The 25226-nt window shown below is 58.8% G+C and carries 22 protein-coding genes; 18 read left to right on the forward strand and 4 right to left on the reverse strand.

All coding sequences use genetic code 11. From position 1 onward, the window contains the following. From ACFVTJ_RS18310 to ACFVTJ_RS18340, 7 genes are all read left to right on the forward strand, one after another. Window positions 1-1668, forward strand: a complete 1668-nt coding sequence (locus ACFVTJ_RS18310; RefSeq protein WP_386909797.1) for an ABC transporter ATP-binding protein — start codon at window positions 1-3, stop codon at window positions 1666-1668. Between the two features lie 22 nt (window positions 1669-1690). Further along, window positions 1691-3064 carry an alpha-glucosidase/alpha-galactosidase gene (locus tag ACFVTJ_RS18315; protein ID WP_386909799.1) on the forward strand — a complete coding sequence of 458 codons (1374 nt, stop codon included), beginning with the start codon at window positions 1691-1693 and terminating at the stop codon, window positions 3062-3064. 317 nt (window positions 3065-3381) lie between these two features. After that, a complete protein-coding gene (locus tag ACFVTJ_RS18320) occupies window positions 3382-4446 on the forward strand; it encodes an HlyD family secretion protein (protein WP_386909801.1) in 1065 nt (354 codons plus the stop codon). An 11-nt stretch (window positions 4447-4457) separates the two neighbouring features. After that, window positions 4458-7235 carry a ribosome-associated ATPase/putative transporter RbbA gene (gene rbbA / locus ACFVTJ_RS18325; RefSeq protein ID WP_386909803.1) on the forward strand — a complete coding sequence of 926 codons (2778 nt, stop codon included), beginning with the start codon at window positions 4458-4460 and terminating at the stop codon, window positions 7233-7235. Further along, window positions 7232-8350 carry an ABC transporter permease gene (locus tag ACFVTJ_RS18330; protein WP_386909805.1) on the forward strand — a complete coding sequence of 373 codons (1119 nt, stop codon included), beginning with the start codon at window positions 7232-7234 and terminating at the stop codon, window positions 8348-8350. Before rbbA ends, ACFVTJ_RS18330 begins: the two co-directional genes overlap by 4 nt. Window positions 8351-8485: 135 nt before the next feature. Beyond that, window positions 8486-9088 (forward strand): hypothetical protein, encoded by a 603-nt coding sequence (locus ACFVTJ_RS18335; RefSeq protein ID WP_386909807.1) that lies wholly within the window; start codon window positions 8486-8488, stop codon window positions 9086-9088. Window positions 9089-9304: 216 nt separating this feature from the next. Next, window positions 9305-9451 carry a DUF1127 domain-containing protein gene (locus tag ACFVTJ_RS18340; RefSeq protein WP_386909809.1) on the forward strand — a complete coding sequence of 49 codons (147 nt, stop codon included), beginning with the start codon at window positions 9305-9307 and terminating at the stop codon, window positions 9449-9451. A gap of 466 nt (window positions 9452-9917) precedes the next feature. Here the strand turns inward: ACFVTJ_RS18340 and ACFVTJ_RS18345 are convergent, their stop codons facing one another. Further along, window positions 9918-10358, reverse strand: a complete 441-nt coding sequence (locus ACFVTJ_RS18345; RefSeq protein ID WP_386910062.1) for a response regulator — start codon at window positions 10356-10358, stop codon at window positions 9918-9920. Window positions 10359-10738: 380 nt separating this feature from the next. Between ACFVTJ_RS18345 and ftsZ the strand changes: the two genes are divergently transcribed. From ftsZ to ACFVTJ_RS18360, 3 genes are all read left to right on the forward strand, one after another. Beyond that, on the forward strand, window positions 10739-11701 hold the full coding sequence (gene ftsZ / locus ACFVTJ_RS18350; protein ID WP_060725598.1) for a cell division protein FtsZ: 963 nt from the start codon (window positions 10739-10741) through the stop codon (window positions 11699-11701). 188 nt (window positions 11702-11889) lie between these two features. Continuing rightward, a complete protein-coding gene (locus ACFVTJ_RS18355) occupies window positions 11890-12588 on the forward strand; it encodes a GntR family transcriptional regulator (protein ID WP_386910064.1) in 699 nt (232 codons plus the stop codon). A 110-nt stretch (window positions 12589-12698) separates the two neighbouring features. Next, window positions 12699-13664, forward strand: coding sequence for a dihydrodipicolinate synthase family protein (locus tag ACFVTJ_RS18360; protein WP_386909811.1), 966 nt, complete (start codon window positions 12699-12701; stop codon window positions 13662-13664). Window positions 13665-14003: 339 nt separating this feature from the next. On the opposite strand, the gene ACFVTJ_RS18365 is transcribed toward ACFVTJ_RS18360, so the two are convergent. Continuing rightward, the gene (locus ACFVTJ_RS18365; RefSeq protein ID WP_386909813.1) at window positions 14004-15041 is read right to left on the reverse strand and encodes an Ldh family oxidoreductase; all 1038 of its coding nucleotides are present in this window, start codon (window positions 15039-15041) and stop codon (window positions 14004-14006) included. Window positions 15042-15383: 342 nt separating this feature from the next. Between ACFVTJ_RS18365 and ACFVTJ_RS18370 the strand changes: the two genes are divergently transcribed. The 7 genes from ACFVTJ_RS18370 to ACFVTJ_RS18400 all read left to right on the forward strand — a co-directional run bounded on the left by ACFVTJ_RS18370 (window position 15384) and on the right by ACFVTJ_RS18400 (window position 22396). Next, entirely contained in the window at window positions 15384-16190 is an 807-nt protein-coding gene (locus ACFVTJ_RS18370) for a transporter substrate-binding domain-containing protein (protein WP_386909815.1), read from the forward strand. Between the two features lie 72 nt (window positions 16191-16262). Continuing rightward, window positions 16263-16928: an amino acid ABC transporter permease gene (locus ACFVTJ_RS18375; protein WP_386909817.1), complete on the forward strand. Its 666-nt coding sequence runs from the start codon at window positions 16263-16265 to the stop codon at window positions 16926-16928. Window positions 16929-16940: 12 nt separating this feature from the next. After that, window positions 16941-17594, forward strand: coding sequence for an amino acid ABC transporter permease (locus ACFVTJ_RS18380; protein WP_386909818.1), 654 nt, complete (start codon window positions 16941-16943; stop codon window positions 17592-17594). Then, complete coding sequence (locus ACFVTJ_RS18385; protein ID WP_065657687.1) at window positions 17587-18309, forward strand: amino acid ABC transporter ATP-binding protein; 723 nt, start codon at window positions 17587-17589, stop codon at window positions 18307-18309. The genes ACFVTJ_RS18380 and ACFVTJ_RS18385 overlap by 8 nt, the downstream gene beginning before the upstream one ends. Next, window positions 18309-19550, forward strand: coding sequence for an NAD(P)/FAD-dependent oxidoreductase (locus tag ACFVTJ_RS18390; RefSeq protein ID WP_386909820.1), 1242 nt, complete (start codon window positions 18309-18311; stop codon window positions 19548-19550). The genes ACFVTJ_RS18385 and ACFVTJ_RS18390 overlap by 1 nt, the downstream gene beginning before the upstream one ends. 112 nt (window positions 19551-19662) lie before the next feature. Continuing rightward, window positions 19663-21357: an aconitase X gene (locus ACFVTJ_RS18395; protein WP_386909822.1), complete on the forward strand. Its 1695-nt coding sequence runs from the start codon at window positions 19663-19665 to the stop codon at window positions 21355-21357. A 10-nt stretch (window positions 21358-21367) separates the two neighbouring features. Continuing rightward, window positions 21368-22396: a proline racemase family protein gene (locus ACFVTJ_RS18400; protein WP_386909824.1), complete on the forward strand. Its 1029-nt coding sequence runs from the start codon at window positions 21368-21370 to the stop codon at window positions 22394-22396. 219 nt (window positions 22397-22615) lie between these two features. On the opposite strand, the gene ACFVTJ_RS18405 is transcribed toward ACFVTJ_RS18400, so the two are convergent. Together ACFVTJ_RS18405 and ACFVTJ_RS18410 are read right to left on the reverse strand one after the other, a co-directional pair. Next, window positions 22616-23638, reverse strand: coding sequence for a LacI family DNA-binding transcriptional regulator (locus ACFVTJ_RS18405; protein ID WP_386909826.1), 1023 nt, complete (start codon window positions 23636-23638; stop codon window positions 22616-22618). Between the two features lie 157 nt (window positions 23639-23795). Beyond that, complete coding sequence (locus tag ACFVTJ_RS18410; RefSeq protein WP_386909828.1) at window positions 23796-24116, reverse strand: hypothetical protein; 321 nt, start codon at window positions 24114-24116, stop codon at window positions 23796-23798. Between the two features lie 294 nt (window positions 24117-24410). Here ACFVTJ_RS18410 and ACFVTJ_RS18415 point away from each other — a divergent pair, with 294 nt between their 5' ends. Next, entirely contained in the window at window positions 24411-25214 is an 804-nt protein-coding gene (locus ACFVTJ_RS18415) for a transporter substrate-binding domain-containing protein (protein ID WP_386909830.1), read from the forward strand. The last annotated feature ends 12 nt before the right edge of the window (window positions 25215-25226 follow it).

Genomic DNA, 25226 nt, shown 5'->3' on the forward strand with positions numbered 1-25226 from the left:
ATGGTAGCTGCCCTGAACAACACCTTCGCCCCCGCCATCCGCTTCGACGCCGATGATCGTCAGGATAACGCCATCATCGATGCCCGCAACATTGCCGTAACCTTCAAGGTGGAACACGGAATGGTGGAGGCCGTGAAGGACATTTCCTTCCAGCTTTACAGGGGGGAGACGATCGCCATCGTCGGCGAATCCGGTTCGGGAAAATCAGTGACAGCCCGCACCGTCATGGGCCTGTTGACCAAGCGTGCCACGGTCTCGAAATCAGCCGTCGTCCGCTTCAACGGCGACGACATCCTGAAATTCTCGTCGCGCCAGCGCCGGGCGCTGCGCGGCAATCGCATCTCGATGATCTTTCAGGAGCCGATGAGTTCGCTGAACCCGATCTATACGATCGGCAGCCAGATCGTTGAAGCGATCCGCGTTCATTCGAAACTGAGCCGGAAAGAGGCCGAGGCGAGGGCGCTCGATCTTCTGCGGCAGGTGCAGATACCCGAACCAGAAGCGCGGCTCAAACAATACCCGCACCAGCTTTCCGGCGGCCAGCGCCAACGTGTCATGATCGCCATGGCGCTCTCCAACGATCCCGACGTGCTGATTGCCGATGAGCCAACCACCGCGCTCGATGTGACGGTGCAGGCGCAGATCCTCAACCTCATCCGCGATCTCCAGAAGAAGCGCGGCATGGCCGTGGTGCTCATCACCCATGATCTGACAATCGTGAAGCAGTTTTCCGATTACGTCTATGTCATGCAGCATGGCGAGATGCGTGAGCACAACACCACGGAAAAGCTCTTCGAAGCGCCGCAGCACCCCTATACGAAAAGGCTTCTCGCCTCCGAACCGCATGGCACGGCAAAGCCGCTTCCGGAAAATTCCGGCGTATTGCTGACGGCGAGCGGCGTGCGCGTTTCTTTCATGATGCGTTACGGCGGGCTGTTCAAACCGGAATTGAAAGAACTGATCGCCGTCGACAGCCTCGGCCTTACGCTGAGGCGGCACGAGACGCTGGGGCTTGTCGGTGAATCCGGTTCCGGCAAGACGACCTTCGGGCAATCGCTGCTGCGGCTTAACGAGCCGGTGGGCGGCGAGGTGATTTTTGATGGCGAAAGGGTCGATGGCCGCTCCCGCGCGCAAATGCGCCCCTTGCGTTCGCGCATGCAGATCGTCTTTCAAGATCCCTTTGCCTCGCTCAACCCCCGCATGACCATTGGCCAGATCATCGAGGAAGGCCTCATCATCAACGGTCTCGGCAAAACGAAAGCCGATAGGCTGGACCGGGTGCGTGACGCACTGGAGGCGGCGGGCATGCCCGGCAATATCCTCTCACGTTTCCCCCACGAATTCTCCGGCGGCCAGCGCCAGCGCATCGCCATTGCCCGTGCTGTGGCGCTGGAGCCGGAATTCATCCTGCTCGATGAGCCGACCTCGGCGCTCGATCTTTCCGTGCAGGCGCAGATCATCGATCTCTTGCGCAAGCTGCAGGATGAGCGGGGCCTGAGTTATCTGTTCATCTCGCATGACCTGAAGGTAGTCCGCGCCCTTTGCCACCGCGTCATCGTCATGCAAAGCGGGCGCATCGTCGAAGAAGGCCCTGTCGAGGACGTACTGACCAATCCCAAAACAGAATATACTCAGCGGCTTGTACGAGCCGCCTTCGAAATCGCTTGAATTCAAAATGCCGGAGGTAGACATGGCAAGAGATCCCAAGATCACATTTATCGGCGCAGGGTCCACGGTGTTCATGAAGAACATCATCGGCGATGTGCTGCAGCGTCCGGCCCTTTCCGGCGCCACGATTGCGTTGATGGACATCAATCGCGAAAGGCTCGAAGAGAGCGCCATCGTCGTCAACAAGCTGATTTCGACATTGGGGGCAAAGGCGAAAGCCGAGACCTATACCGACCAGAAAAAGGCACTCACCGGTGCGGATTTCGTCGTCGTCGCATTCCAGATCGGCGGATATGAGCCCTGCACGGTCACCGATTTCGAGGTGCCGCGCAAATATGGCCTGCGCCAGACGATTGCGGATACGCTCGGTGTCGGCGGTATCATGCGCGGTCTTCGCACCGTTCCGCATCTGTGGAAGATTTGCGAGGACATGCTTACGGTCTGCCCGAACGCCATCATGCTGCAATATGTAAACCCCATGGCGATCAACACCTGGGCGATCGCGGAGAAATACCCGACGATTCGGCAGGTCGGCCTTTGCCATTCCGTGCAGGGCACGGCGATGGAACTCGCCCATGATCTCGATATACCCTACGAGGACATTCGCTATCGTTCTGCCGGCATTAACCACATGGCTTTCTTCCTGGAATTCGAACATCGCCAGCCGGATAGGAGCTACAAGAATCTCTACCCCGATCTATTGCGCGCCTACAGCGAAGGTCGCGCGCCAAAACCCGGCTGGAACCCGCGCTGCCCCAACAAGGTGCGTTACGAGATGCTGACGCGGCTTGGATATTTCGTCACCGAAAGTTCCGAACATTTCGCCGAATACACACCCTATTTCATCAAGGAAGGCCGTGAGGACCTGATCGAGAAATTCGGCATCCCGCTCGATGAATATCCCAAGCGCTGCATCGAACAGATCGAGCGCTGGAAGGGGCAGGCGGCGGCCTATCGGTCGGCTGACAAGATCGAAGTCAAGCAGTCGAAGGAATATGCATCTTCCATCATCAACTCGGTCTGGACCGGCGAACCTTCCGTGATTTACGGCAACCAGCGCAACAATGGCTGCATCACCTCGCTGCCAACAGATTGTGCAGCGGAAGTGCCGTGCCTTGTCGACCATAACGGCGTGCAGCCCACCTATATCGGCGAATTGCCGCCGCAGCTCACCGCCTTGATGCGTACCAACATCAATGTGCAGGAACTGACGGTACGGGCGTTGATGACCGAAAACCGCGAGCACATCTTCCACGCGGCGATGATGGACCCGCACACGGCGGCGGAACTGGATCTCGATCAGATCTGGTCGCTGGTGGATGACCTTCTCGTGGCCCATCGCGACTGGTTGCCGGAATGGACGCAAGCGGAGGTGAAGAGGGCGCGGGCGGTATAAGGACGCGACGGTAGCCGTCCACTACAAACTTAAACTTCATCCTCGGGCTCGTTCCGGGCATCCAGACACGTTGAAAAAAACTGGTGGCTGGCAGATGCTCGGGACAGGCCCGAGCATGACGAAGCAGGCCTTTGTCCTTCTTCAATTGACATGTGTCAAAGCCACGCCGCGATTCCTAACCTAAGAAGGCTCCAGTACCGGACTTTCTCTCGTTGAATATGGGAAATATCAGGTACGAATTGTGAACGTAAAGGTGGCTGGCTTCTTCGGATTATACGTATTAGGGTTGAAATCCGAGGGGTTCATGGGGAAGACGGATGTCAAAAAAAGGCTTGCTTATTGGTCTGTTGGTTCTGGTTGTTGCCATTGCCGCTTACTTTGCCTGGTCGAAGCTGAAAGGTGAGGGGCTGCCTTCCGGTTTCGTGGCCAGTAACGGCCGGATAGAGGCGGTCGAGATTGATATCTCCACCAAGACCGCCGGCCGCCTTCAGGACATCATGGTGCGCGAAGGCGATTTCGTGAAGGCCGGGCAGGTGCTTGCCCAGATGGATACGTCCCAGCTGGAGGCCAAAAAGCGGCAGGCGGAAGCCCAGCTTCGGCGCGCAAAAATCGCGATCGATACGGCCCACAGCCTTGTTGCCCAGCGGGAGGCAGAAAACACTTCGGCGCTTGCTGTGGTGGAGCAGCGCAAGGCGCAGCTCGATTCGGCATCCAAGACCTATGCGCGCTCGAAACAGCTGCTGACCGGTAACGCCGTATCGCAGCAGATCGTTGATGACAGCGAAGCGGCTGAGCAATCCGCCCGCGCCACGCTTGCCTCGGCACAGGCCTCGCTTGCCGCCTCGGATGCGGCTATAAACGCCGCCAAGGCGCAGATTGTTGATGCCGAGGCGGCGGTCGATGCCGCGCAGGCCGATATTGAGAGCATCGAGACAGACATTGCCGATGCGACACTGAAATCGCCCCGCGATGGCCGGGTGCAATATCGTATAGCCCAGCCCGGCGAAGTGCTCTCGGCCGGTGGACGTGTTCTCAACCTCGTTGATCTCGGCGATGTCTATATGACGTTCTTTCTTCCGACGGCCGAGGCAGGTCGCACCTCCATGGGCTCGGATGTGCGCCTGATACTGGACGCCGCACCGCAATATACCATTCCGGCAAAGGTTTCCTTTGTCGCCGATGTGGCGCAATTCACGCCGAAAACGGTTGAAACCGAGGAGGAGCGCCAGAAGCTCACCTTCCGGGTGCGCGCACAAATCCCGCAGGAGCTGCTGCAGAAATATATTCAGTATGTCAAAACCGGCCTTCCCGGTATGGCCTATGTCCGGCTTGATCCGAACGCCGCCTGGCCGGAAATCCTCGAACGCAATCTTGTAAAGTGACGGCGGCCGCAATGGTCACGCCCTCCGCGACGAGCACCAAAAACGATCCTGGCACGCCGGTCGCACGGTTGGCGGATGTACGGCTGACTTTCGGCAGCACGATGGCGCTGGCCGACATATCGGTCGAAGTTCCAGCCGGACGGATGATAGGCCTTATCGGGCCTGACGGTGTTGGCAAATCCAGCCTGCTTTCTCTTGTTTCCGGCGCACGCGCCATACAGAAGGGCAAGGTGGAGGTCCTGGGTGGCGACATGTCAGATCCGCGCCACCGCGACGATACCTGCCCGCGCATCGCCTATATGCCGCAGGGCCTCGGCAAGAACCTTTACCCAACCCTGTCCGTCTTCGAAAATATCGACTTTTTCGGTAGGCTGTTCGGACAGGATGGCAGGGAGCGACGGGCACGTATTGCCGAGTTGCTTGATCGCACTGGTCTCGAACCTTTCGCCGACCGTCCGGCCATGAAGCTTTCCGGCGGCATGAAGCAGAAGCTCGGACTCTGCTGTGCGCTGATCCACGATCCGGACCTGCTTATCCTCGATGAACCGACCACAGGGGTCGATCCGCTGTCGCGCCGGCAGTTCTGGGAGCTGATCGATTCCATTCGCGCCGGTCGCCCGGGTATGAGTGTGATTGTCGCGACGGCCTATATGGAAGAGGCCGCCGGTTTCGACTGGCTGGTTGCCATGGATGGCGGCAAGATCCTTGCCACCGGTTCGCCCGCCGAGCTGCTGCAACGCACCGCTGCCGCCAATCTTGATGCGGCCTTCATAGCGCTTCTGCCAGAGGAGAAACGCAAGGGTTACCGGGAGGTGCAGATTGAGCCCCGCAAGATGACCGGCGAGGGCGATTACGCCATCGAGGCCTCACATCTTAGTATGCGCTTCGGCGACTTTACTGCAGTCGACAATGTTAGCTTCAAGATTCCGCGCGGCGAGATTTTCGGCTTTCTTGGTTCGAACGGTTGCGGAAAATCTACCACGATGAAGATGCTGACCGGGCTTCTGGCTGCCAGTGAAGGTGAGGCGAAACTCTTTGGTCAGAAAGTGGATGCCAGCGACATGGCGATCCGCCACCGCGTCGGTTATATGAGCCAGGCCTTCTCGCTCTATTCCGAACTCACGGTTCGTCAGAACCTCGATCTTCATGCACGGCTGTTCAAGCTGCCGGAGGAGAAAATTGAGCCGCGTATCGCCGAAATGGCGGAGCGTTTCGATCTCGGCGCAGTCATGGAGACGCTGCCGGACGACTTGCCGCTCGGCATCAGGCAAAGACTGTCGCTTGCGGTAGCGATGATCCATTCGCCCGATATTCTCATTCTCGATGAGCCGACCTCCGGTGTCGACCCGGTGGCGCGAGACGGGTTCTGGCAAATCCTTGCCGATCTCTCCCGCAACGACAATGTCACCATCTTCATCTCCACCCATTTCATGAACGAGGCGGAGCGCTGCGACCGTATTTCGCTGATGCATGCCGGTAAGGTCCTTATCAGCGATACGCCTGACGCGATTACCAGAAGCCGGAATGCCGCAACGCTGGAGGAGGCTTTCGTCGCCTATCTCGAGGATGCCTCGGGTGTGAAGAAGGCTGATCTTGCAGCAGCGCCCGTGGCGGCAGCGGCGTTGCCCCCGACGCAGCACATTGCGCCCGCCCGCAAGAGGTTCTTCGATTTCAGACGCATGTTCAGCTATACGCGCCGCGAGGCGCTGGAACTGCAGCGCGATCCCATTCGCGGCACGCTCGCGGTGCTTGGCAGCGTCATCCTGATGTTCGTCATCGGATACGGCATCAATCTCGATGTCGAAGACCTGACCTTCGCGGTGCTGGACCGCGACGATTCTACCATCAGCCGCGATTATGTGCTCGATATTGCCGGTTCCCGTTATTTCATCGAGAAGGAACCGATCCGCGACTATGCCGATATGGACCGGCGGATGCGTGACGGGGAACTCAGCCTTGCCATCGAAATTCCCCCCGGTTTCGGCCGCGATGTCCTGCGCGGCGCGACGGTGGAGGTTGGCGCCTGGATAGACGGCGCCATGCCGCAGCGGGCGGAGACCGTGCGCGGTTACGTGCAGGGCATGCACCAGACATGGCTGGCGCGCAAGGCGAGTGAAATCTACGGTAGCGCGGCGACGCAAAGCAGTTTCAGCATCGAAACACGCTATCGTTATAACCCTGACGTCAAAAGCCTCGTCGCCATGGTGCCGGCGGTCATTCCGCTGCTGCTGATGCTCATTCCGGCCATGCTGGCGGCGCTCAGCGTGGTGCGGGAAAAGGAGCTTGGCTCCATCGTCAATCTTTATGTGACGCCGACCACGCGACTGGAATTCCTGATCGGCAAGCAGCTTCCTTATGTGGCGCTCGGAATGCTCAATTTCCTTCTGTTGACCGCCTTTTCGATCTTCATCTTCCGGGTGCCGTTTACCGGCAGTTATCTCGCCTATGCGACGGGTGCGTTGCTTTTCGTCATCATCGCCACATCCATCGGTCTTGTCATGTCTTCCTTCATGAAGAGCCAGATCGCGGCGATTTTTGGCACTGCCTTGTTGACGCTCATTCCGGCCACGCAATATTCGGGCATGATTGATCCCGTCTCGTCGCTGCAGGGGGCAGGAGCCTTTATCGGTAACATCTATCCAGCCAGCTATTTCATGACCATTTCGCGCGGGACCTTCTCCAAGGGGCTGGATTTCGCCGGCCTTTCCGGCTCGTTCCTGCCGCTCATCATCGCCATTCCGCTGCTGCTCATCGCCGGTGCCGCTCTATTGAGGAAACAGGCGTCATGAGGTTGTTTTCGTCCAACATCTTCCAGCTCGGCATTAAGGAACTGCGCGGCCTTGCGCGTGACGGCATGTTGCTGCTCCTGATCGTCTATGCCTTCACGCTGCAGATATACACCGGTTCCAGCGCTCTGCCGGAGACGCTGAACAATGCCGCCATCGCCATTGTCGATGAGGATCAGTCGCCGCTTTCCGGTCGCATCAGCACGGCATTTTATCCGCCCTATTTCGCGCCGCCGAAGCAGATTTCCATCGCCGAAATGGACAAGCGCATGGATGCGGGTCTCGATACCTTCGCGCTCAATATCCCGCCGGATTTCCAGCGTCGGCTGATGGCCGGCCAGCAGCCTGCCATCCAGCTCAACATCGATGCCACCCGCATGAGCCAGGCTTTCAGCGGCGGCGGTTATGTGCAGAGCATCGTGACGAGCGAAGTTCAGGAATATATCAACCGTTATCGCGGTGCGACCTCGGTGCCGGTGGAACTGACGCTGCGCTCCCGTTTCAATCCGGAGCTGGACAAATCCTGGTTCGGCTCGATCAATAACATCATCACCGCCATCACCATGCTGTCGATCGTGCTGACGGGAGCGGCGCTCATTCGTGAGCGCGAGCACGGCACGGTCGAGCATCTGTTGGTCATGCCGGTCACGCCGCTGGAAATCATGCTCAGCAAGGTTTGGTCCATGGGCCTTGTTGTGCTGGTAGCCTCGGCATTTTCCCTTTTTGTTGTCGTCAGGGGGCTGCTCGCCATTCCAATCGAAGGCTCGCTCTCGCTTTTCCTGCTCGGAACCGCTTTGCAGCTCTTTGCGATGACATCAATGGGCATTTTCCTCGCGACTGTTGCCGGTTCCATGCCGCAATTCGGCATGTTGCTGATCCTGTTCCTGCTGCCGCTGCAGGTGCTCTCGGGCGCCATGACGCCGCGTGAAAGCATGCCTGACATCATCCAGTACATCATGCTGCTCGCGCCCAACACGCATTTCGTCATTCTGGCGCAGTCGGTGCTTTTCAGGGGTGCGGGGCTGGATGTGGTCTGGCCGCAATTGCTGGCTCTGCTCGCCATTGGCTCGGCGCTCTTCATTTTTGCGCTTCGTCGCTTCCGGCGGTTCCTGCGCTGAACGGCTGGAGAAAAGCCGGTTTTACGCCATTTCCGCACGAGTTGAATTAATTGTGTTCGGTAACGGGATGTTCGCCTTCCCGGAATATGCCTATGAGACGGCTGGGTAAAAGAGGGCTTGTTCAGGAGTATCACAATGAATATCGCAGCACGTCTGTCGCTGGCGGCCATGATAGCACTGGCCGCGACACCATCTTTCGCATCGGAGGATATGGCTTCGGGGACGAGCGAGGCAATATTCGGTTTCGGTGGTGCGCTGACGAAAGAAGACATGCTGAAAAGTGCTACCCTCATTCCGGTTGAATACGAAAAGAATGCCATTCTGGGCGGCGGTTATCAGTTTTATCCCTATAGTCTAGGCAGCGTGAGACTGGGTGGCGAAATCGGCATTGCCGCAAGGTTCGGCAAGGGCTTTACCGGTGAAGTGTGGGCTGGCCCGGTTGCGCGTTATGAGCAGATCAGGCTCGGTGAGCGGCTGTTCATCACGCCGAGTTTCACCGCCGGCCTCAGCCTCGTCACGGACGCACAGCGGGGTCGCGAACGCGAGCAGGAAATCAAGGATGGTGGCAATGCCAATGTCCTGTTTTACCTCGGGCCCGAGATCAACGTCTCCTTCAGCGAGGATTCCTCGACGGAATTCTTCTGGCGCCTTCACCACCGCTCCGGTGGTGGCAAGACATTGGGCAATATGAAGGGCGCGACAAACGCCAACGTCTTCGGCGTGCGCTACAAGTTCTAAGGGGAGGGGCGTATAGGCGCACCTCCATGTGGCTGAATTTTCAGCCGCCTGTCATTTTCCAAGAAGAGCTAAACTGGAACCCTTGCGCCCAACGCATGGGTGCAATGACTTATTCTGCCTGTTAATTCGTCATCGAAAAGCGCATATACGGGACATCAAACGACGCCGGAACGAAAACGTTGCTGACGTCACCTAAACCTCAGAAAGGGTCATGTCATGAACGTAGCACGCAGCTTTAACAATTGGCGCAAATATCGTCAGACCGTCAACGAACTGGGCCGTATGAGCTCCCGTGAACTGCACGATCTCGGTATTGATCGCAGCCAGATCAACAGCGTTGCCCGCGCCGCTGTCGGCAGATAATACAGGCGATATCGCCGCTTATGAATGCTTCAACGCCCGCTTAGCGGGCGTTTTTGCTTTTTGGCATCCCCCGTGGTTTTCCACCTCGGCGATGCCGCTGATCGCGCGGGGGAGTTTTCACCTGTCCGCAGGCTAAGGTCTCGCCGCCTAGATCGCGCGGCCTTGCGGCGATGCTGCATCGGATTTTCGAGGGAGAAAATTGCCATGCGTAAGGCGCATATCTGTGCTGCAACCTTGTGCCTGTGAAACGCGCGGAAAAATGTTATCTTCCAATCATCGAAACGGATGTACCTCCTCCCACATCCTTTCGGTAATGCGGGTGATCCTACTCCTCCTCCCAAAGGATTGCCCCGGGGACAGCGGTTTTCCTCCTCCCATATCGCTGTTCATCTTTTCAGAAAGCCTGCCGCACCTCCTCCCGCGGCAGGCTTTTTTGTTTTAAGCGCTTTTTCTAAGGACGAGGGTGTCACTCGAAGGGCATCATGCCGATCGGGGTCACTGCATGGGTGCCGGCGCGTTTTGCGATGGCATAAGCGAGGCACTGTTCGACGGCGTCCTGTGGCACGGGCTTTGAGATAACACCCGCCCCGACGCCAAGATTAACAACGACCTCCGGGTTGGCCGTCATAAAAATGACGACCACACCGCTTTCAGAAAGTCTGCGGCCGATCTCAGGACCGGTTTGGCCGTCTGCCAGATTGACGTCAACAAAAGCTACATCGGCGCTGCGGCCCAGCGCGATGGCGTCCTCCAAGCGGTTGGCAATGCCGATAACGTTGGCCTCATCTTCTGCCTGCATGATGGAATCTTCAATATCCATGGCAATCAGAAATTCGTCTTCCACGATCAGGACGCGTGGTTGTTGCGTGCTGTAACCCGTTTCTCTCTGCAAGACGTCCGCCAACATTGCCTGTCTCCATTCCGTGCGCTCATGGGGCGCTGTCGGCAGGCAAACACCTGTCGGCGCAACTCGTTCCAAAGTGAGATAAACATAGTGAATGGAGTGTAAACGGCGTGCCTTTTCGGCTATCACCACTGAATAGCGAAGCAGTTGATTCGGTTCGGTTTTCATCCGGGTAAGGGGTCGGAGAACGTCACCGTGGAGCATATTTCGCCCCCTGGAACGCCAGTCTTTCGTCATTCTGGCGCAATAGGCTGGCATGAAAATTCAAAGCGTTACAGCCTTCTTTTCCTGTCAGGATAGAGGTGCTGCGACCTTGCTGACCATTCGCGTGCCGCAATCAAAAACGGCGCCGGACCCTATGAGTTAAGAAAGAGAATAAGACGATGACCCAGTCTCCGCGCGCCACCATTGCCCGCAACACGCCCAATATCGCCGTCGTCGGCGTCGGTGGCGGTGGCGGCAATGCGATCAACAACATGATTGCCGAGGGCATTAGCGGAGTGGATTTCATTGCCGCCAACACGGATGCGCAGGCGCTGAAGAAAACCAATGCGCCGCGGCTCGTGCAGTTGAGTTCCGAGTTGACCGGTGGCCTGGGTGCGGGCGCCGATCCCGAGGTCGGCCGTCAGGCGGCGATCGATTCGCTTGATGAGATCATGGATCACTTAAGCGGTTACGACATGTGCTTCATCACCGCCGGCATGGGCGGCGGCACGGGCACGGGTGCGGCGCCCGTTATCGCCGAAGCCTGCCGTGCAAAGAACATCCTCACCGTCGGTGTCGTCACGCTTCCGTTCAGCTTCGAGGGTGCACGGCGTATGCGGGCGGCCGAATATGGCTTCGCCAACCTGCTCAACACTGCCGATACCGTTATCGTTATTCCCAACCAGAACCTGCTGCGTATCGCCGATGCTGGCACCACCTTCGAAAATGCGCTGAAGACCGCCGACAAGGTTCTGTCGCTTGGGGTGCGCTGCATCACTGATCTCATTCTGCGCGAAGGCCTCGTCAATCTCGATTTTGCCGACGTGCGTTATGTCATGAAGAATGGCGGACGCGCGCTTATGGGTACGGCGCAGGCCAAGGGCCCGAAACGTGCCTCGGAAGCGGCAGCGGCAGCCATCGCCAATCCGCTGCTCGGCGAACCCTCATTGAAGGAGGCAAGAGGTGCTCTGGTCTCCATTTCGGGCGGCAACGATCTAACACTGTATGAAATTGACGAGGCGATGACGCTGGTGCGCGAAGCTGTAAGCGAGGAGACCGACGTGGTGATGGGCGCTTCCTTCGATCCGACGCTGGATGGCGCTTTCAAGATTTCCGTCGTAGCCACGGGCCTGCGCAACTAATGTCTGCTTAGGACGCTGGCGCCCACGCCACAAATTGAACGATTAAAAGCCGTCGCGGGTAATTTTCGCGACGGCTTTTTGTTGTTTTTGAACAATTATTCCGCCATTCGGGAAGGCAGTGCTGCAACGCGTCGTTGATAACGAAAAAATATAATAGTACTCTTTATGTCGACAAGAGGGATTTGATGATGACGGATGTAATTGCTTCTGCCGAGCGCAAACGCGGTTCCGGCGTGAAGATGGTCTATGACCTGCTGCGCGACGAGATTCTCGATCTGGTGCTGCCGCCCGGCAGTCCCATCGATGAGGTGCAGCTTGCCGAACGATTCAAGATGTCGCGTACGCCGATCCGTGAGGCGCTGGTGCGGCTTTCGGGCGAGGGGCTGATCGATACGTTGCCGAACCGCTCGACCATGGTGTCGAATATCGATTTCCTCAACATGCACACCTATTTCGATGCGCTGGTCTTGATGTACCGGGTAACGACCCAGCTTGCCGCGCAATATCACCGTCCGGAAGATCTGGCCGGCATCCGCGCCCATAATGCGGAATTCGCCATCGCGGTTGAGGAGCAGGACGCGCTGGCGATGATTTCCACCAATGCCGCCCTTCACCTCTCCATCGCCGAGGCCGGACGGAATCCCTATTTTACCAGCCTGTTCAAGCGGCTGCTGGACGAGGGGCGACGCATCCTCCGGCTTTATTACCAGTCCTATGATGATCGTCTACCCAAGCGCTTCGTCGATGACCATGAAGAGATGATAGCGGCCATTGCCGCGCGCGATATCGCTCTTTCCGAAAGGCTGGCGCGGGAGCACGCCGAACAGATCGTGCGGCAGGTGCAGAAACTGCTGGTGCGAAACGAGCGGCTGGAAATAAATCTTTAGCTTGTCGATTTCTTGTCGACAAATAAAATACAAGATAGTAATGTCCCTCTCGAAAGGGTGGCGCGGACGTGCGTCCATTCCCGAAAAAACATGTCCCTTAGGAGCTAGTAATGACGGCCAGCATTTTTTCCGGCGTGATTCCCGCCTTGATGACGCCCTGCAAGGATGATCGCACCCCCGATTTCGATGCGCTTGTTCGCAAGGGCAAGGAACTGATCGCCGATGGCATGTCCGCGGTCGTTTATTGCGGCTCCATGGGCGACTGGCCGCTCCTGACGGACGAGCAGCGCATGGAAGGCGTCGAGCGCCTGGTGAAGGCTGGCATTCCGGTTATCGTCGGCACGGGTGCGGTCAACACGGCGTCTGCCGTTGCCCATGCCGCCCACGCCCAGAAGGTTGGCGCCAAGGGGCTGATGGTCATTCCTCGTGTTCTGTCGCGCGGTTCGGTGATCGCTGCCCAGAAGGCTCACTTCAAGGCGATCCTCTCGGCTGCGCCGGAAATCCCTGCCGTCATCTACAACAGCCCCTATTATGGTTTTGCGACCCGCGCCGATCTCTTCTTCGCGCTGCGCGCCGAACACAAGAACCTCGTCGGCTTCAAGGAATTCGGCGGCCCTGCCGATATGCGTTATGCCGCTGAAAACATCACCAGCCGTGATGACGATGTGACCCTGATGATTGGCGTCGATACCGCCGTTTTCCACGGCTTCGTCAATTGCGGCGCAACCGGCGCTATCACCGGTATTGGCAATGTCCTTCCGAAAGAAGTCATTCATCTCTGCAAGCTGTCCCAGGCGGCCGCCAAGGGTGATGCGGATGCCCGCGCCCGCGCGCTCGAGCTGGAACAGGCGCTCGCCGTGCTCTCCTCCTTCGATGAAGGCCCGGATCTGGTTCTTTACTTCAAGCATATGATGGTGCTGAAGGGCGAAAAGGAATACACGCTGCACTTCAACGAAACCGATGCCCTGACGGACAGCCAGCGCGGTTATGTCGAAGCGCAGTTCAAGCTCTTCAACAGCTGGTATGCCGACTGGAGCAAGCTGCCGGGCGCAGTGCAGACCTGCAAGGCTGCCTGAACAGTCGCTGACGTGAAAACGAAAGGCCCGCGACTGCGGGCCTTTTTTGCATTTATGAGGTTCGAGCGTTTCTTGGCTTCGACGTCATCCCCGGACTTGTCCCACGGCTGCACGGTTTAAATTTTCTGCCGGCTAAAATCCCCACGAAGTTGGTGATGAAGAGTGGATATTCTCTCGGCGTCATCCTCGGCCTTGTGCCGAGGTTCTAATCACGGTGAATAAATCAATACGTTGCAGATCCTCGGGACAGGCCCGAGGATGACGGAGGAAAGGTTTGCGGATTCCGCCGTCAATTCTGCACCGGGCCGCGGGCATTGTGTATACTGTTCTCCGACTCGGTCAGGAGACCGCGTCCAGACCTTTCTCCAGCAGCCGGTCTAGGCCGCTTACTTCAGCAGCGGAAAGCGTGATGCCTTCGCTTTCCGATTTGACGCGGGCAGCAAAGCGACGGCCGGAGGGCAATCGAGCGCCTTGGCCGATAATGGCATCGAACAGCACTTCGGCGCGCTGGAAGGGATCGCCCGGGCGCCCCTTGGCGAAGGCTTCCGGGGAGAACGCAACGATCAACTCGCCGTGGAAAGGCGCCAGCGTCGTGGTGCCGAGATAATCGAGCACTTCGGGGCTGGTGAGATCGCCGATCATAATGCCGGCGAGAAGCTCAATCATGGTGCCGATGGCCGAACCCTTATGACCGCCAAAGGGCAGCATGGCGCCGGCCAGCGCCGCCTCCGGGTCGGTGGTCGGGTTGCCTTCAACATCCACGGCCCAGCCTTCAGGCAAAGATTTTCCAGCGCGTCGGTGCAGTTCTATCTCACCGCGCGCGGCAACGGATGTCGCGAAATCAAAGACGTAGGGCGACGCGCCCTTGCGTGGCCAGCCGAAGGCAAAGGGGTTGGTGCCAAGCAGTGGTCTGGTTCCGCCGGTTGGTGCGACGGTGGAGTAACTCGGGCACATCACCAGCCCGGCCAGCCCGTTCGAGGTCAGTCCCTCGACCTCTGGCCAGAGCGCCGAAAAATGCGTGCAATCATTGATGACAAGCGCTGCAACGCCCAGGCGTTTCGTGCGCTCCGCCAGAACCGGCAAGCCGAGTTCGAAGGCGGGATTGGCGAAACCACCCCTGGCGTTGACCTTCACAATGGCTGTGCCGTCGTCTTGCGCCACCTCCGGTATCGCATCTGGCTTCACTTTGCCCGCCTTGACGGTGCGAAGCGCGCCTTCGATGCGGTAAATGCCATGCGATTTGCAGGCGTCCCGTTCGCCGGCAGTGATGACGCGTGCGAGCGCTCCCGACTGTACGGCATTCAGTCCAGCTCGCAAAAAAATCGACTCGACCCGCTGGAACAGTGCTTCAATGGTCAAGGTGGTCATGTCGCTCATCATAGTCCTCCGATACGGGCTCGCACATTTTGAATACATAAAGTATACAAAGGCGGGAGTATTGCAATCTGTCTTTTCTGCGAAGCTCCATGAGGACGGAAATCCACTCTATCAGGCACCAAGATTGCCTGAGGTATCCATTCCCGTGTCGCATAGAGGAATGAGGGGCGGGATGTTTCGGCCCCGCGCGCACTGGCGAAACTCATCCACCAAACCTCTCCAGTTCGCACCTGCAAAAATTCTTTTTGTATACTCATTGTATTTTTATATTGATTTATCGCTGTCATGGGGAAATAGTGACCGCGCCTTCAAGGGCAGACCAATTCTGGGAGCAAATCAAAAATGAAGAAATCGGTCATTTTCGCCGGCCTCTTGGCCGCCACTTCCGCTATCACCCCGGCCAAGGCTGACAAGCTTGACGACATCATCTCGTCCGGCACGCTGCGTTGCGCCGTCGTGCTTGACTTCCCACCCATGGGTGCGCGCGATGACGCCAATAATCCGATCGGCTTTGACGTCGATTATTGCAACGATCTGGCCAAGGTGCTGGGTGTCACGGCTGAAATCGTCGAGACCCCGTTCCCCGAGCGTATTCCGGCGCTGATGTCCGGTCGCGTCGACGTCGGCGTCGCCTCGACTTCCGATACGCTGGAACGCGCCAAGACGGTCGGCATGACCGTGCCTTACTTTGCTTTCGAAATGGCTGTCACCGCCAATGACAAGTCCGGCATCAAGTCCTTCGAAGACATGAAGGGCAAGACTGTTGGCGCAACCGCCGGTACCTTCGAAGCGATCGCTCTCGAAAAGACTGTCAAGGAATGGGGCGTGGGCGAGTTCCGTCCTTACCAGACGCAGGCTGACGTGTTCCTCGCGCTCAGCCAGGGCCAGATCGATGCAACGGTCTCCACCTCGACCGTTGCGCAGTCGACGGTGAAGAGCGGCAAGTTCGCCGGCATCTCGGTGGTCGGCAAGGCACCGTATGATATCGACTATGTCTCGCTGTTCACCAACCGTGACGAATACGGCTTCATCAACTACCTGAACCTTTTCATCAACCAGCAGGTTCGCACCGGCCGTTACGCGGAACTCTACAAGAAATGGGTTGGCGGTGAGGTTCCCTCGCTCACCGTCAACGGCGTTTATCGCTGATCAGGACTTTTCGTAAACGGCGCGGTCGAAATGACCGCGCCGTTGATCGTTTCTGAAAAGGCGGGACTCTTGATGTTCAATTATACATTCCACTGGAATCAGGCGCTGAAGGCTTTGCCCCAGCTTCTGGACGGTGCGGTGGTGACGCTGCAGATCGCCATTCTATCGATGGTGATCGGCCTGACCTTCGCCATCGTGCTGACGCTGTTCCGGCTCTCCGGCAACCGCATCCTCGGCGCCTTTGCTTCTGTCTGGGTGGAAATCGCCCGCAACACGCCGGCGCTGTTCCAGATTTACATGGCCCATTTCGGCCTTGGCAATTTCGGCATTCACCTTAGCCCCTATACGGCGCTTCTCGTCGGTATCGCCTTCAACAATGCCGGTTATCTCGCAGAGAATTTCCGTGGCGCGCTGAAAGCCATTCCCGATACGCAGACCCGTTCAGGCCGCTCGCTCGGCATGACGTCGATGCAGACTTTCCGACTGATCATCTTGCCGCAGATGCTGCGCGTTGCGTTTCTGCCCGCCACAAACCAGATGGTCTGGGCGATCCTGATGACCTCGCTCGGTGTCACGGTCGGTATGAACACGGATCTCGCCGGTGTTACCCAGGCGCTTAACGCCCGTTCGTTCCGCACCTTCGAATTCTTCGCGCTTGCCGCGGTCATCTATTATGTGATCGCCAAGATCGTCACGCTCGCCGCCCGATTGCTGGCCGCGCGTCTGTTTCGTTACTGAGAGAGGTGAGCCATGTTTGAAACCGCTCTCACCTGGAGTGATCTCGCCTTCCTGGCCAAGGGTGCCGGCATGACGCTTGCCGTCACCGCTGTTGCCGTCACGGCAGGCACCATTATGGGGATCATCTTCGGCGTCATCCGTTTCCAGTTCGGACCTTATTGGTCGCTGCCGCTGACTTTCATTCTGGATATTTTCCGTTCCGTACCACTGCTCATCCAGCTGGTTCTCGGCAATGCCTTCCAGTCGATCGCCAAGCTCGGCTGGCCACCCTTCACCACCTCCTGCGTGGTTCTGTCGCTCTATACCGCGGCCTATTGCACGGAAATCGTGCGTGGCGGCATCGAAGCGGTGCCGTCGAACACCCGCCGCGCCTGCCGGTCGCTCGGCATGACCTGGTCACAGGACATGCGTTACATCGTTCTACCGCTCGCCACGCGTGTGTCATTGCCGGCGTGGATCGGTCTGACGCTGGGTGTGATGAAGGATTCCGCGCTTGTTTTGTGGCTCGGCCTCATCGAGCTTCTGCGCGCCTCGCAGATCCTCGTTACCCGCCTGCAGGAACCGCTGACCATTCTGATGATCTGCGGCGCCATCTACTTCCTTATCAGCTTCCCCATCGCCCGTTTCGGCGGGTATCTCGAAAGACGGTGGTCCCCCAATGATTGAGATCGAAAACGTCCGCAAATCCTTCGGCCCGCTGGAGGTTCTGAAAGGGATCAACCTCACCGTCAACAAGGGCGAGGTCGTCACCATCATCGGTGGCTCCGGCTCCGGCAAGTCGACCCTGCTCACCTGCATCAACGGCCTTGAGCCCATCGACAGCGGCAAGATCGTCATCGACGGCACCGAGGTGCATGCCAAATCGACTGACCTCAACAAGCTGCGCCGCAAGGTCGGCATCGTCTTCCAGCAATGGAACGCTTTCCCGCATCTGACGGTGCTTGAAAACGTCATGCTCGCACCCCGCAAGGTGCTCGGTATCTCGAAGGAGCAGGCCGAGGAAATCGCGGTGAAGCAATTGACCCATGTGGGCCTTGCCGAAAAGCTGAAGGTCTACCCGAACCGCATGTCCGGCGGCCAGCAGCAGCGTATGGCGATTGCCCGCGCGCTCGCCATGTCGCCGGAATATATGCTGTTCGACGAAGTCACCTCCGCGCTCGATCCGATGCTGGTGGGCGAAGTGCTCGACACACTGAAGATGCTGGCGGATGAGGGCATGACGATGATTTGCGTCACGCACGAAATGGCCTTCGCCCGTGATGTCTCGAACCGCGTCGCCTTCTTCCATCAGGGCGTAATGGCTGAGATCGGCACGCCGGATCAGCTCTTTGGCGCGCCGCAGCATCCTGAAACGCAGAAGTTCCTGGCGAGCGTGCGGTAATGCCTGCGAATGATGTCATCGTCATCGGGGCCGGCGTTGTCGGCCTCTCGGCGGCAATCGCGGCGCAGGGCCGCGGTCTTTCGGTTACCGCTATCGACCGCGAAGGACCGGCGGCGGGGGCTTCGGCCGGCAATGCCGGCGCTTTCGCTTTCACCGATATCCTGCCGCTTGCATCGCCCGGCATTCTCTGGAAAGCGCCGAAATGGCTCATCGATCCGCTGGGTCCGCTCAGCGTGCCGCCGGCCTATGCGCTGAAGATCGCGCCGTGGATGTTCCGGTTCTGGCGGGCCTGCGCGGCATCGAAAGTCGAACACTCCACCGCCGCCCAGACGGCGCTGATGGACCTTTCCAAGGCAGAGCTGGAGCCGTTCCTCAAAAAGACGGACACGATTGCGATGCTGCGCAAGGAGGGGAACCTTCAGGTCTATGAAAGCGAGGCGGAATTCGAAGGCTCGCTTGCTGGCTGGAAGGCGCGCGAACGTCACGGCATCGAGTTCCGGCATCTGAATGCCGAACAAATGGCCGAGATACAGCCCGGCATCGCGCCGCGTTTTACTTGCGGGACCTTTACGCCCGGCTGGTATTCCATCGCCGATCCCAAGCTTTATACGCTGGCGCTGGCCGACCATTTCCGCACCATCGGCGGCCGTATCGAATGCCTCGATATCGCTTCGCTTCGACCGCTTGAAGACGGTGTCGAGGTGGTGAGCCATGACGGCCGCACCCGCAGGGCCGCCAAGGTGGTACTGGCAGCCGGCGCCTTTTCACATCGCATCGCCCGTTCGCTCGGGGAAAAAATTCCGCTCGAAACCGAACGGGGGTATAATACAACCCTGCCGTCTGGCGCCTTCGATCTGCGCACGCAGGTGACTTTCGGCGGCCATGGTTTTGTCGTTACCCGCCTTTCCTCCGGTATCCGCGTTGGCGGTGCCGTGGAGCTCGGCGGGCTGGAGCTTCCGGCCAATTTTGCCCGTTCCGAGGCGCTTTTGACCAAGGCGAAGGCCTTCCTGCCGGGCCTGAAAACCGAAGGCGGCAAGCAGTGGATGGGCTTTCGCCCCTCGTTGCCGGACAGCCTGCCGGCCATCGGGCAAGCGCGGTACACGGCACGAGTGGTTTATGCTTTCGGCCATGGGCATCTGGGGCTGACGCAATCTGCGGGCACGGCGCGCATCGTCGCTGATCTTCTGACGGGGCAAAAGCCCGCCATCGATACAGGGGCATTTTCGCCGCAACGTTTCTAGAGAGTTTTGGCTTTTCTCCGAAACGCAAAAACTCTTGGCTCTGTTTTTCAAGCATTTACCGGGCGTAGAACCGCTATGCGGTTTTGACGGAAATGCTTTGGGGAGGTTTTCGATGTTTTCTGCCGTTCCTGAAGCTCGCAGCATTCTGGCCGGAGCCGCCGAGGGTCCCGTGATTGCCTCGACCGAAGCGCTGAGCTTCTGGGGCGGGGTCGATCCTGCCACCGGCAAGGTGATCGACGTTCACCACCCGTTGCATGGCGTCTGTCTCACCGGCGGCGTGCTGTTCATGCCGACCAGCCGCGGCTCATGCACCGGTTCGGGCGTTCTGCTGGATCTTATCCTCACCGGCCGTGCGCCCTCGGCGCTGGTTTTCTGCGAGGCTGAAGACGTCCTGACGCTGGGTGCCCTCGTTGCGGCGGAAATGTTCGACAGGGCTCTGCCGGTCGTCCGTCTCGATGCGGATAATTTTGCCCGCTTTTCGCGTGCTGCGCATGTCAGCATCAATGAGAGCACCATTGAGGCCGACGGTATCTCGCTTGCCATCGCGCCGCCGGCGACGGCCCATCTCGACCTGAAGGACGAGGATGGCGCAATGCTGGAAGGGCGCGACGGCATTGCCGCGCGGCAGGCCATGCGCATCATCGTCGCCATGGCCGCCCAGCAGGGGGCGTCGACGCTTGTCGATGTGACGCAGGGTCATATCGATGGCTGTATCTATGCCAGCCCCGCCAACCTAACCTTTGCGGAAAAAATGGCTGACATGGGCGGCAACGTGCGGGTGCCGACGACCATGAACGCCATTTCGGTGGACAAGGCGAATTGGCGGGCGCAGGGCGTGCCGGAGGATTTCGGCGATCCGGCCGCAAGGCTGGCGGATGCCTATGTGCGCATGGGCTGTCGTCCCACCTTCACGTGTTCGCCTTACCTGCTCGATAGCGCGCCGAGTGCCGGCGAATCGATTGGCTGGGCCGAATCGAATGCGGTGATCTTCGCCAATACGGTGCTCGGTGCCCGCACCGCAAAGCACCCGGATTTTCTCGATCTCTGCATTGCGATGACGGGCAGGGCGCCGCTTTCCGGGGTGTATCTCGAAGAAAACCGCCGGCCGCTGCGGATCATCGATGTGGCCTTGCCAGCTGGCATCGATGACGCCTTCTGGCCGCTCGTCGGCTATCTCGCCGGCAAGGCCGCGCCGGATTGCATTCCGCTACTACGAGGCCTCGGTTCCGCAAAGCCCTCGCGGGATGATCTGAAAGCGCTTTGCGCCGCCTTTGGCACCACCTCCGCCTCGCCCATGCTGCATATCGAGGGCGTGACACCGGAAGCGGAGCTTGCGCGGCTCGAAACCGCCGAAACCGTGACCATTTCGCTCGCCGATATGGCCGCCGGCTGGTCGCTTCTGAACGAGGGGCCGGAGGAGGTGCAGCTCGTTGCCATCGGCAGCCCTCACGCCTCGCTGGAAGAGTGCCGCGCCCTTGCCGCCGCGTTCAACGGCCGCAAACGCCATACGGATGTCGCCGTCATCGTCACCGCCGGTCAGCAAATCATCGATGCGGCTGTGCAGGACGGCACGCTGCAGAAATTGAAGGACAGCGGCGTACAGGTGCTGCCTGATCTCTGCTGGTGTTCGATTTCCGAGCCGGTCTTTCCGACAAAGACCCGTGCGCTCATGACCAATTCCGGCAAATACGCCCATTACGGTCCCGGTCTGAGCGGCCGCGCGGTGCGTTTCGGCAGCCTTGCCGATTGCGTCGACAGCGCGCTGACCGGCCGTGCTGTTTCCCGTCTTCCTTCCTGGCTTTCCTGAGGAGAATTTAATGCGCAGTATCAAGACCGTTCATGTCATCTCCGCCCATGCGGAAGGTGAAGTGGGAGATGTGATTGTCGGCGGTGTGAAGCCGCCACCGGGTGAGACGATCTGGGAACAGAGCCGCTTCATCGCCCGCGATGAGACGCTTCGCAACTTCGTGCTCAACGAACCGCGTGGCGGCGTGTTCCGCCACGTCAACCTTCTGGTGCCGCCCAAACATTCCGATGCGGATGCTGCCTTCATCATCATGGAGCCGGAAGATACGCCGCCCATGTCCGGCTCCAATTCCATCTGCGTTTCCACCGTGCTGCTCGATGGCGGCATCGTGCCGATGCAGGAGCCGGAAACCCATATGCTACTGGAAGCTCCCGGCGGTTTGGTGAAGGTGCGCGCCGAATGCCGCAACGGCAAGGCCGAGCGTATTTTCGTGCAGAACCTGCCCAGCTTTGCCGCAAAGCTCGATGCGGAACTTGAGGTCGAAGGTCTCGGCACGCTGAAGGTGGACACCGCCTATGGTGGCGACAGCTTCGTTATCGTCGACGCCGAAGCGATGGGCTTCAGCCTGAAGCCGGAAGAGGCGCATGAGATCGCCCGCCTCGGCGTGCGCATCACCAATGCCGCCAACAAGGCTCTGGGCTTCGATCATCCCGAAAACCCGGATTGGCGGCATTTTTCTTTCTGCCTGTTCGCTGGCAAGGTCGAACGCACGGCCGAAGGCCTGCGGGCAGGGGCGGCCGTCGCCATCCAGCCGGGCAAGGTGGATCGCTCCCCCACCGGCACGGCGCTTTCGGCCCGTATGGCGGTGCTGCATGCACGCGGCGAAATGAAGGAAGGGGAAACGCTGACGGCGGTGTCTCTGATCGGCTCGACCTTCACCGGCCGTATTGTCGGAACCACAACAGTCGGCGACCGCCCGGCCATCCTGCCGGAAATCTCCGGTCGAGGCTGGATCACCGGAATACACCAGCACATGCTCGATCCGTCGGATCCATGGCCGGAGGGGTATCGGCTGACGGATACATGGGGTGCGAAGTAAATAAGGGCGTTAAGGTCACTCAGGTGGAATTTTGAGATATGTCGCGGCGCTGCGGCATTTCTCTTCTCCCCGCCGGGGAGAAGGTGGCCCGAAGGTTCGGATGAGGGGGCACGCTCACTGCATACCGCCGGCCTTGCCCCCTCATCCCGCTGCAGCGGACTTCTCCCCGGCGGGGAGAAGAAGTAAGCAGCACCCGCTCGTCCCAATAGGTCTAGACGCTCACTGGCTCAACCGCTTCGTCGTTTCCCGCACGATCAGCTCGAAGCCGACATCCACTCGTGCCCCTTCGGGAACAGCGGCATCCTTTTCCGGCTCCAATATCGAAAGCAGCAATTCGCCCGCCTTGCGGCCGATCATCTGCGCATCGACCCGGATAGTCGAAATCGCCGGATAACATTGCCGGCCGATATCGAAATCTCCGAAGCCGAGAATGGAAACCTGGTCGGGCACGGTAATGCCGCGGCGGTGACATTCCATCAGTGCGCCTACGGCGGAAATATCGGAGACGGCGAAAATACCTTCGACATCGGGCGCCTTTGTCAGCAGCGAACCGAGCGTCCTTGCACCGTGATCATAGGAAACCGGCGCGCTCCCCTCGCGGATGATGAGGTCGTCGGAAATGCCGGCTTCGCGCAGTGCTGCACCAAAACCGAGAAGGCGGCTTTCTCCGCGCCAGTCCTTCACATGACCATCGGCCCTGGAACCGAGCGCACCGATTCTCTTGAAGCCGAGCGATATCAAGTGTTTGGCGGCGGTTCTTCCCACTTCGTAATTGGAAAAACCGACCGCATGGTCGATCGGATGTTCGGGCACGTCCCAGATTTCAACGATCGGGATACCGGCGCGCATCAACACCTCGCTCGCCATTTTAGTATGCACCGTGCCGGCGACGACGATGGCATCGGGGCGGCGCTCCATCATGGTGCGGATGACGCGTTCCTCCTCCTGCAGATCGTACATGGTGTAACCGATCAGCAACTGGTAGTCGGCGGCGCGCAGCGCATTGGCAAGCCCCTGAGCGCTATCGGCGAAGTTGGAGTTGGTGAGCGTCGGCAGGATGGCGGTGATGAAATTGGTGCGGCGGGAGGATAGCGAACCGGCGATCCGGTCTGGCACATAGCCAAGCTTCTCGATGGCTTTCATCACCTTCTGGCGTGTCTCTTCCGACACCAGCGCGGGATCGGCCAACACCCGCGAAACGGTCATCTTGGAGACGCCCGCGAGTTTCGAGACGTCGCTCATGGTAGCTTTTTTTGACGTGACTAACGCTGCGGCCAAGGGCGTGCGCTCCACCAAAGCATGTCTCCCTAAATTCGAACCGTTTCAGGACAAGACATACACGAAGATATCAAGGGAAAGCACGCCGTATGATTTGATATCAATGCGGCGTGCACCGGATTCATGCGACGCGGCTATAGACCAGATGATAAAAACGCCCGTCGCACATGCTCATCATCTCATCCGTCAGCACGCGGCCTTCCAGCCGGACCGGCGAAACCAGCGCTTCCTCCACGGCTTCCATCGAAGGATAGTCGATTTCCTGCACCATGATGATCGACGCCGCGTCCGGGTCCGTGCGCTCGGTTCGCATCACCCGCACGGCCTGTGCATTCGGCATGCGTCTCCAGACCGGCAGCAATTTTTCCTCAACGATGCGGAAAAACTCCTCCTCCCGCCCGGGGTGGATCGTGCCTTCGAAAATTGCCGAGCGTGTGTACATGGTTTCCTCCCGAATGAATGTTTGATGCATCGATTCTTTAGATCGGACTTGCAATGATACCGATAACATGCATTATTGATCCTGCCAAGAACGTGAAACGGTGTCGACAAGAGGAAAATCGATAGCCAGCCAAAATAATTGAATTTAATGGGAAATTCATCTGGTTTTGTGCTTTCACGATTTCTTGGGAGGAGTTTTTAGTCAATCGCGTTAAAATGTTATCGAGAACATTTTCCGGTTTGCGCAAGGCCGCTGTTCCATCTGGGCAGCACCTATAAGGTTGGAGGAGAAACCATGAGCATTTCAAGATTTCTGAAGAACGTGACGGTTGCCGTCGGCGTTGCCGCAGCAACGCTTGCCGCAACCACATCCGCCCATGCTGTCTCGCTCAGCGAGATCACGGCGCGCGGCAAGGTCAAGATCGGTGTTCTGACCGGCGCTCCGCCGATGGGCATGGTGGATGAGAAGGGCAATCCTTCCGGTTATGACGTGGATGTCGCCAACCTCATCGGTTCTTACCTGTCGCTGCCGGTTGAGCTTGTGCCGCTGACGCCACCTGCGCGTATTCCCGCGCTCCAGACCGGTAAGGTCGACTTCCTTGTTGCAACACTTGCGCCGACCGGCGAGCGCGCCAAGACCGTGATGTTCACGCAGCCTTACAGCGCCTTCAACATGGATATCATCTCCGGCAAGGACCAGAAGTTCGAAAATCTCGACAGCCTCAAGGGCAAGCGCGTTTCGGTCAATCGCGGTTCCTCGCAGGAAACCGCACTGCGCAAGGCCAATGTCGAAGGTCTTGAAATCGTCGTTTACGAAGACGATTCCACCAGCGCCCAAGCTCTGCTTGCAGGTCAGGTCGATGCCGTCGCCCTGCCGTCCACGGTGGGTGAGGCGATCATCAAGCAGCGCCCGGAAGCCGGTCTGCAGGTTGGGTTCACCTTCTTCCAGCAGGGCAACTCCATGGCGACCAAGCTTGAGGACTTCGAGCTGCGGCAATGGCTTAACACGTCCATCTACCTCATGAAGATGTCGGGTGATCTCGACCGTATCTCGGTGAAGTGGACCGGTCGTCCGCTGCCGCAATTGCCAAGCTTCTGATTGAGCCTTTCA

The sequence above is a fragment of the Agrobacterium sp. NPDC058088 genome (assembly GCF_042885035.1).
GTDB lineage: Bacteria > Pseudomonadota > Alphaproteobacteria > Rhizobiales > Rhizobiaceae > Agrobacterium.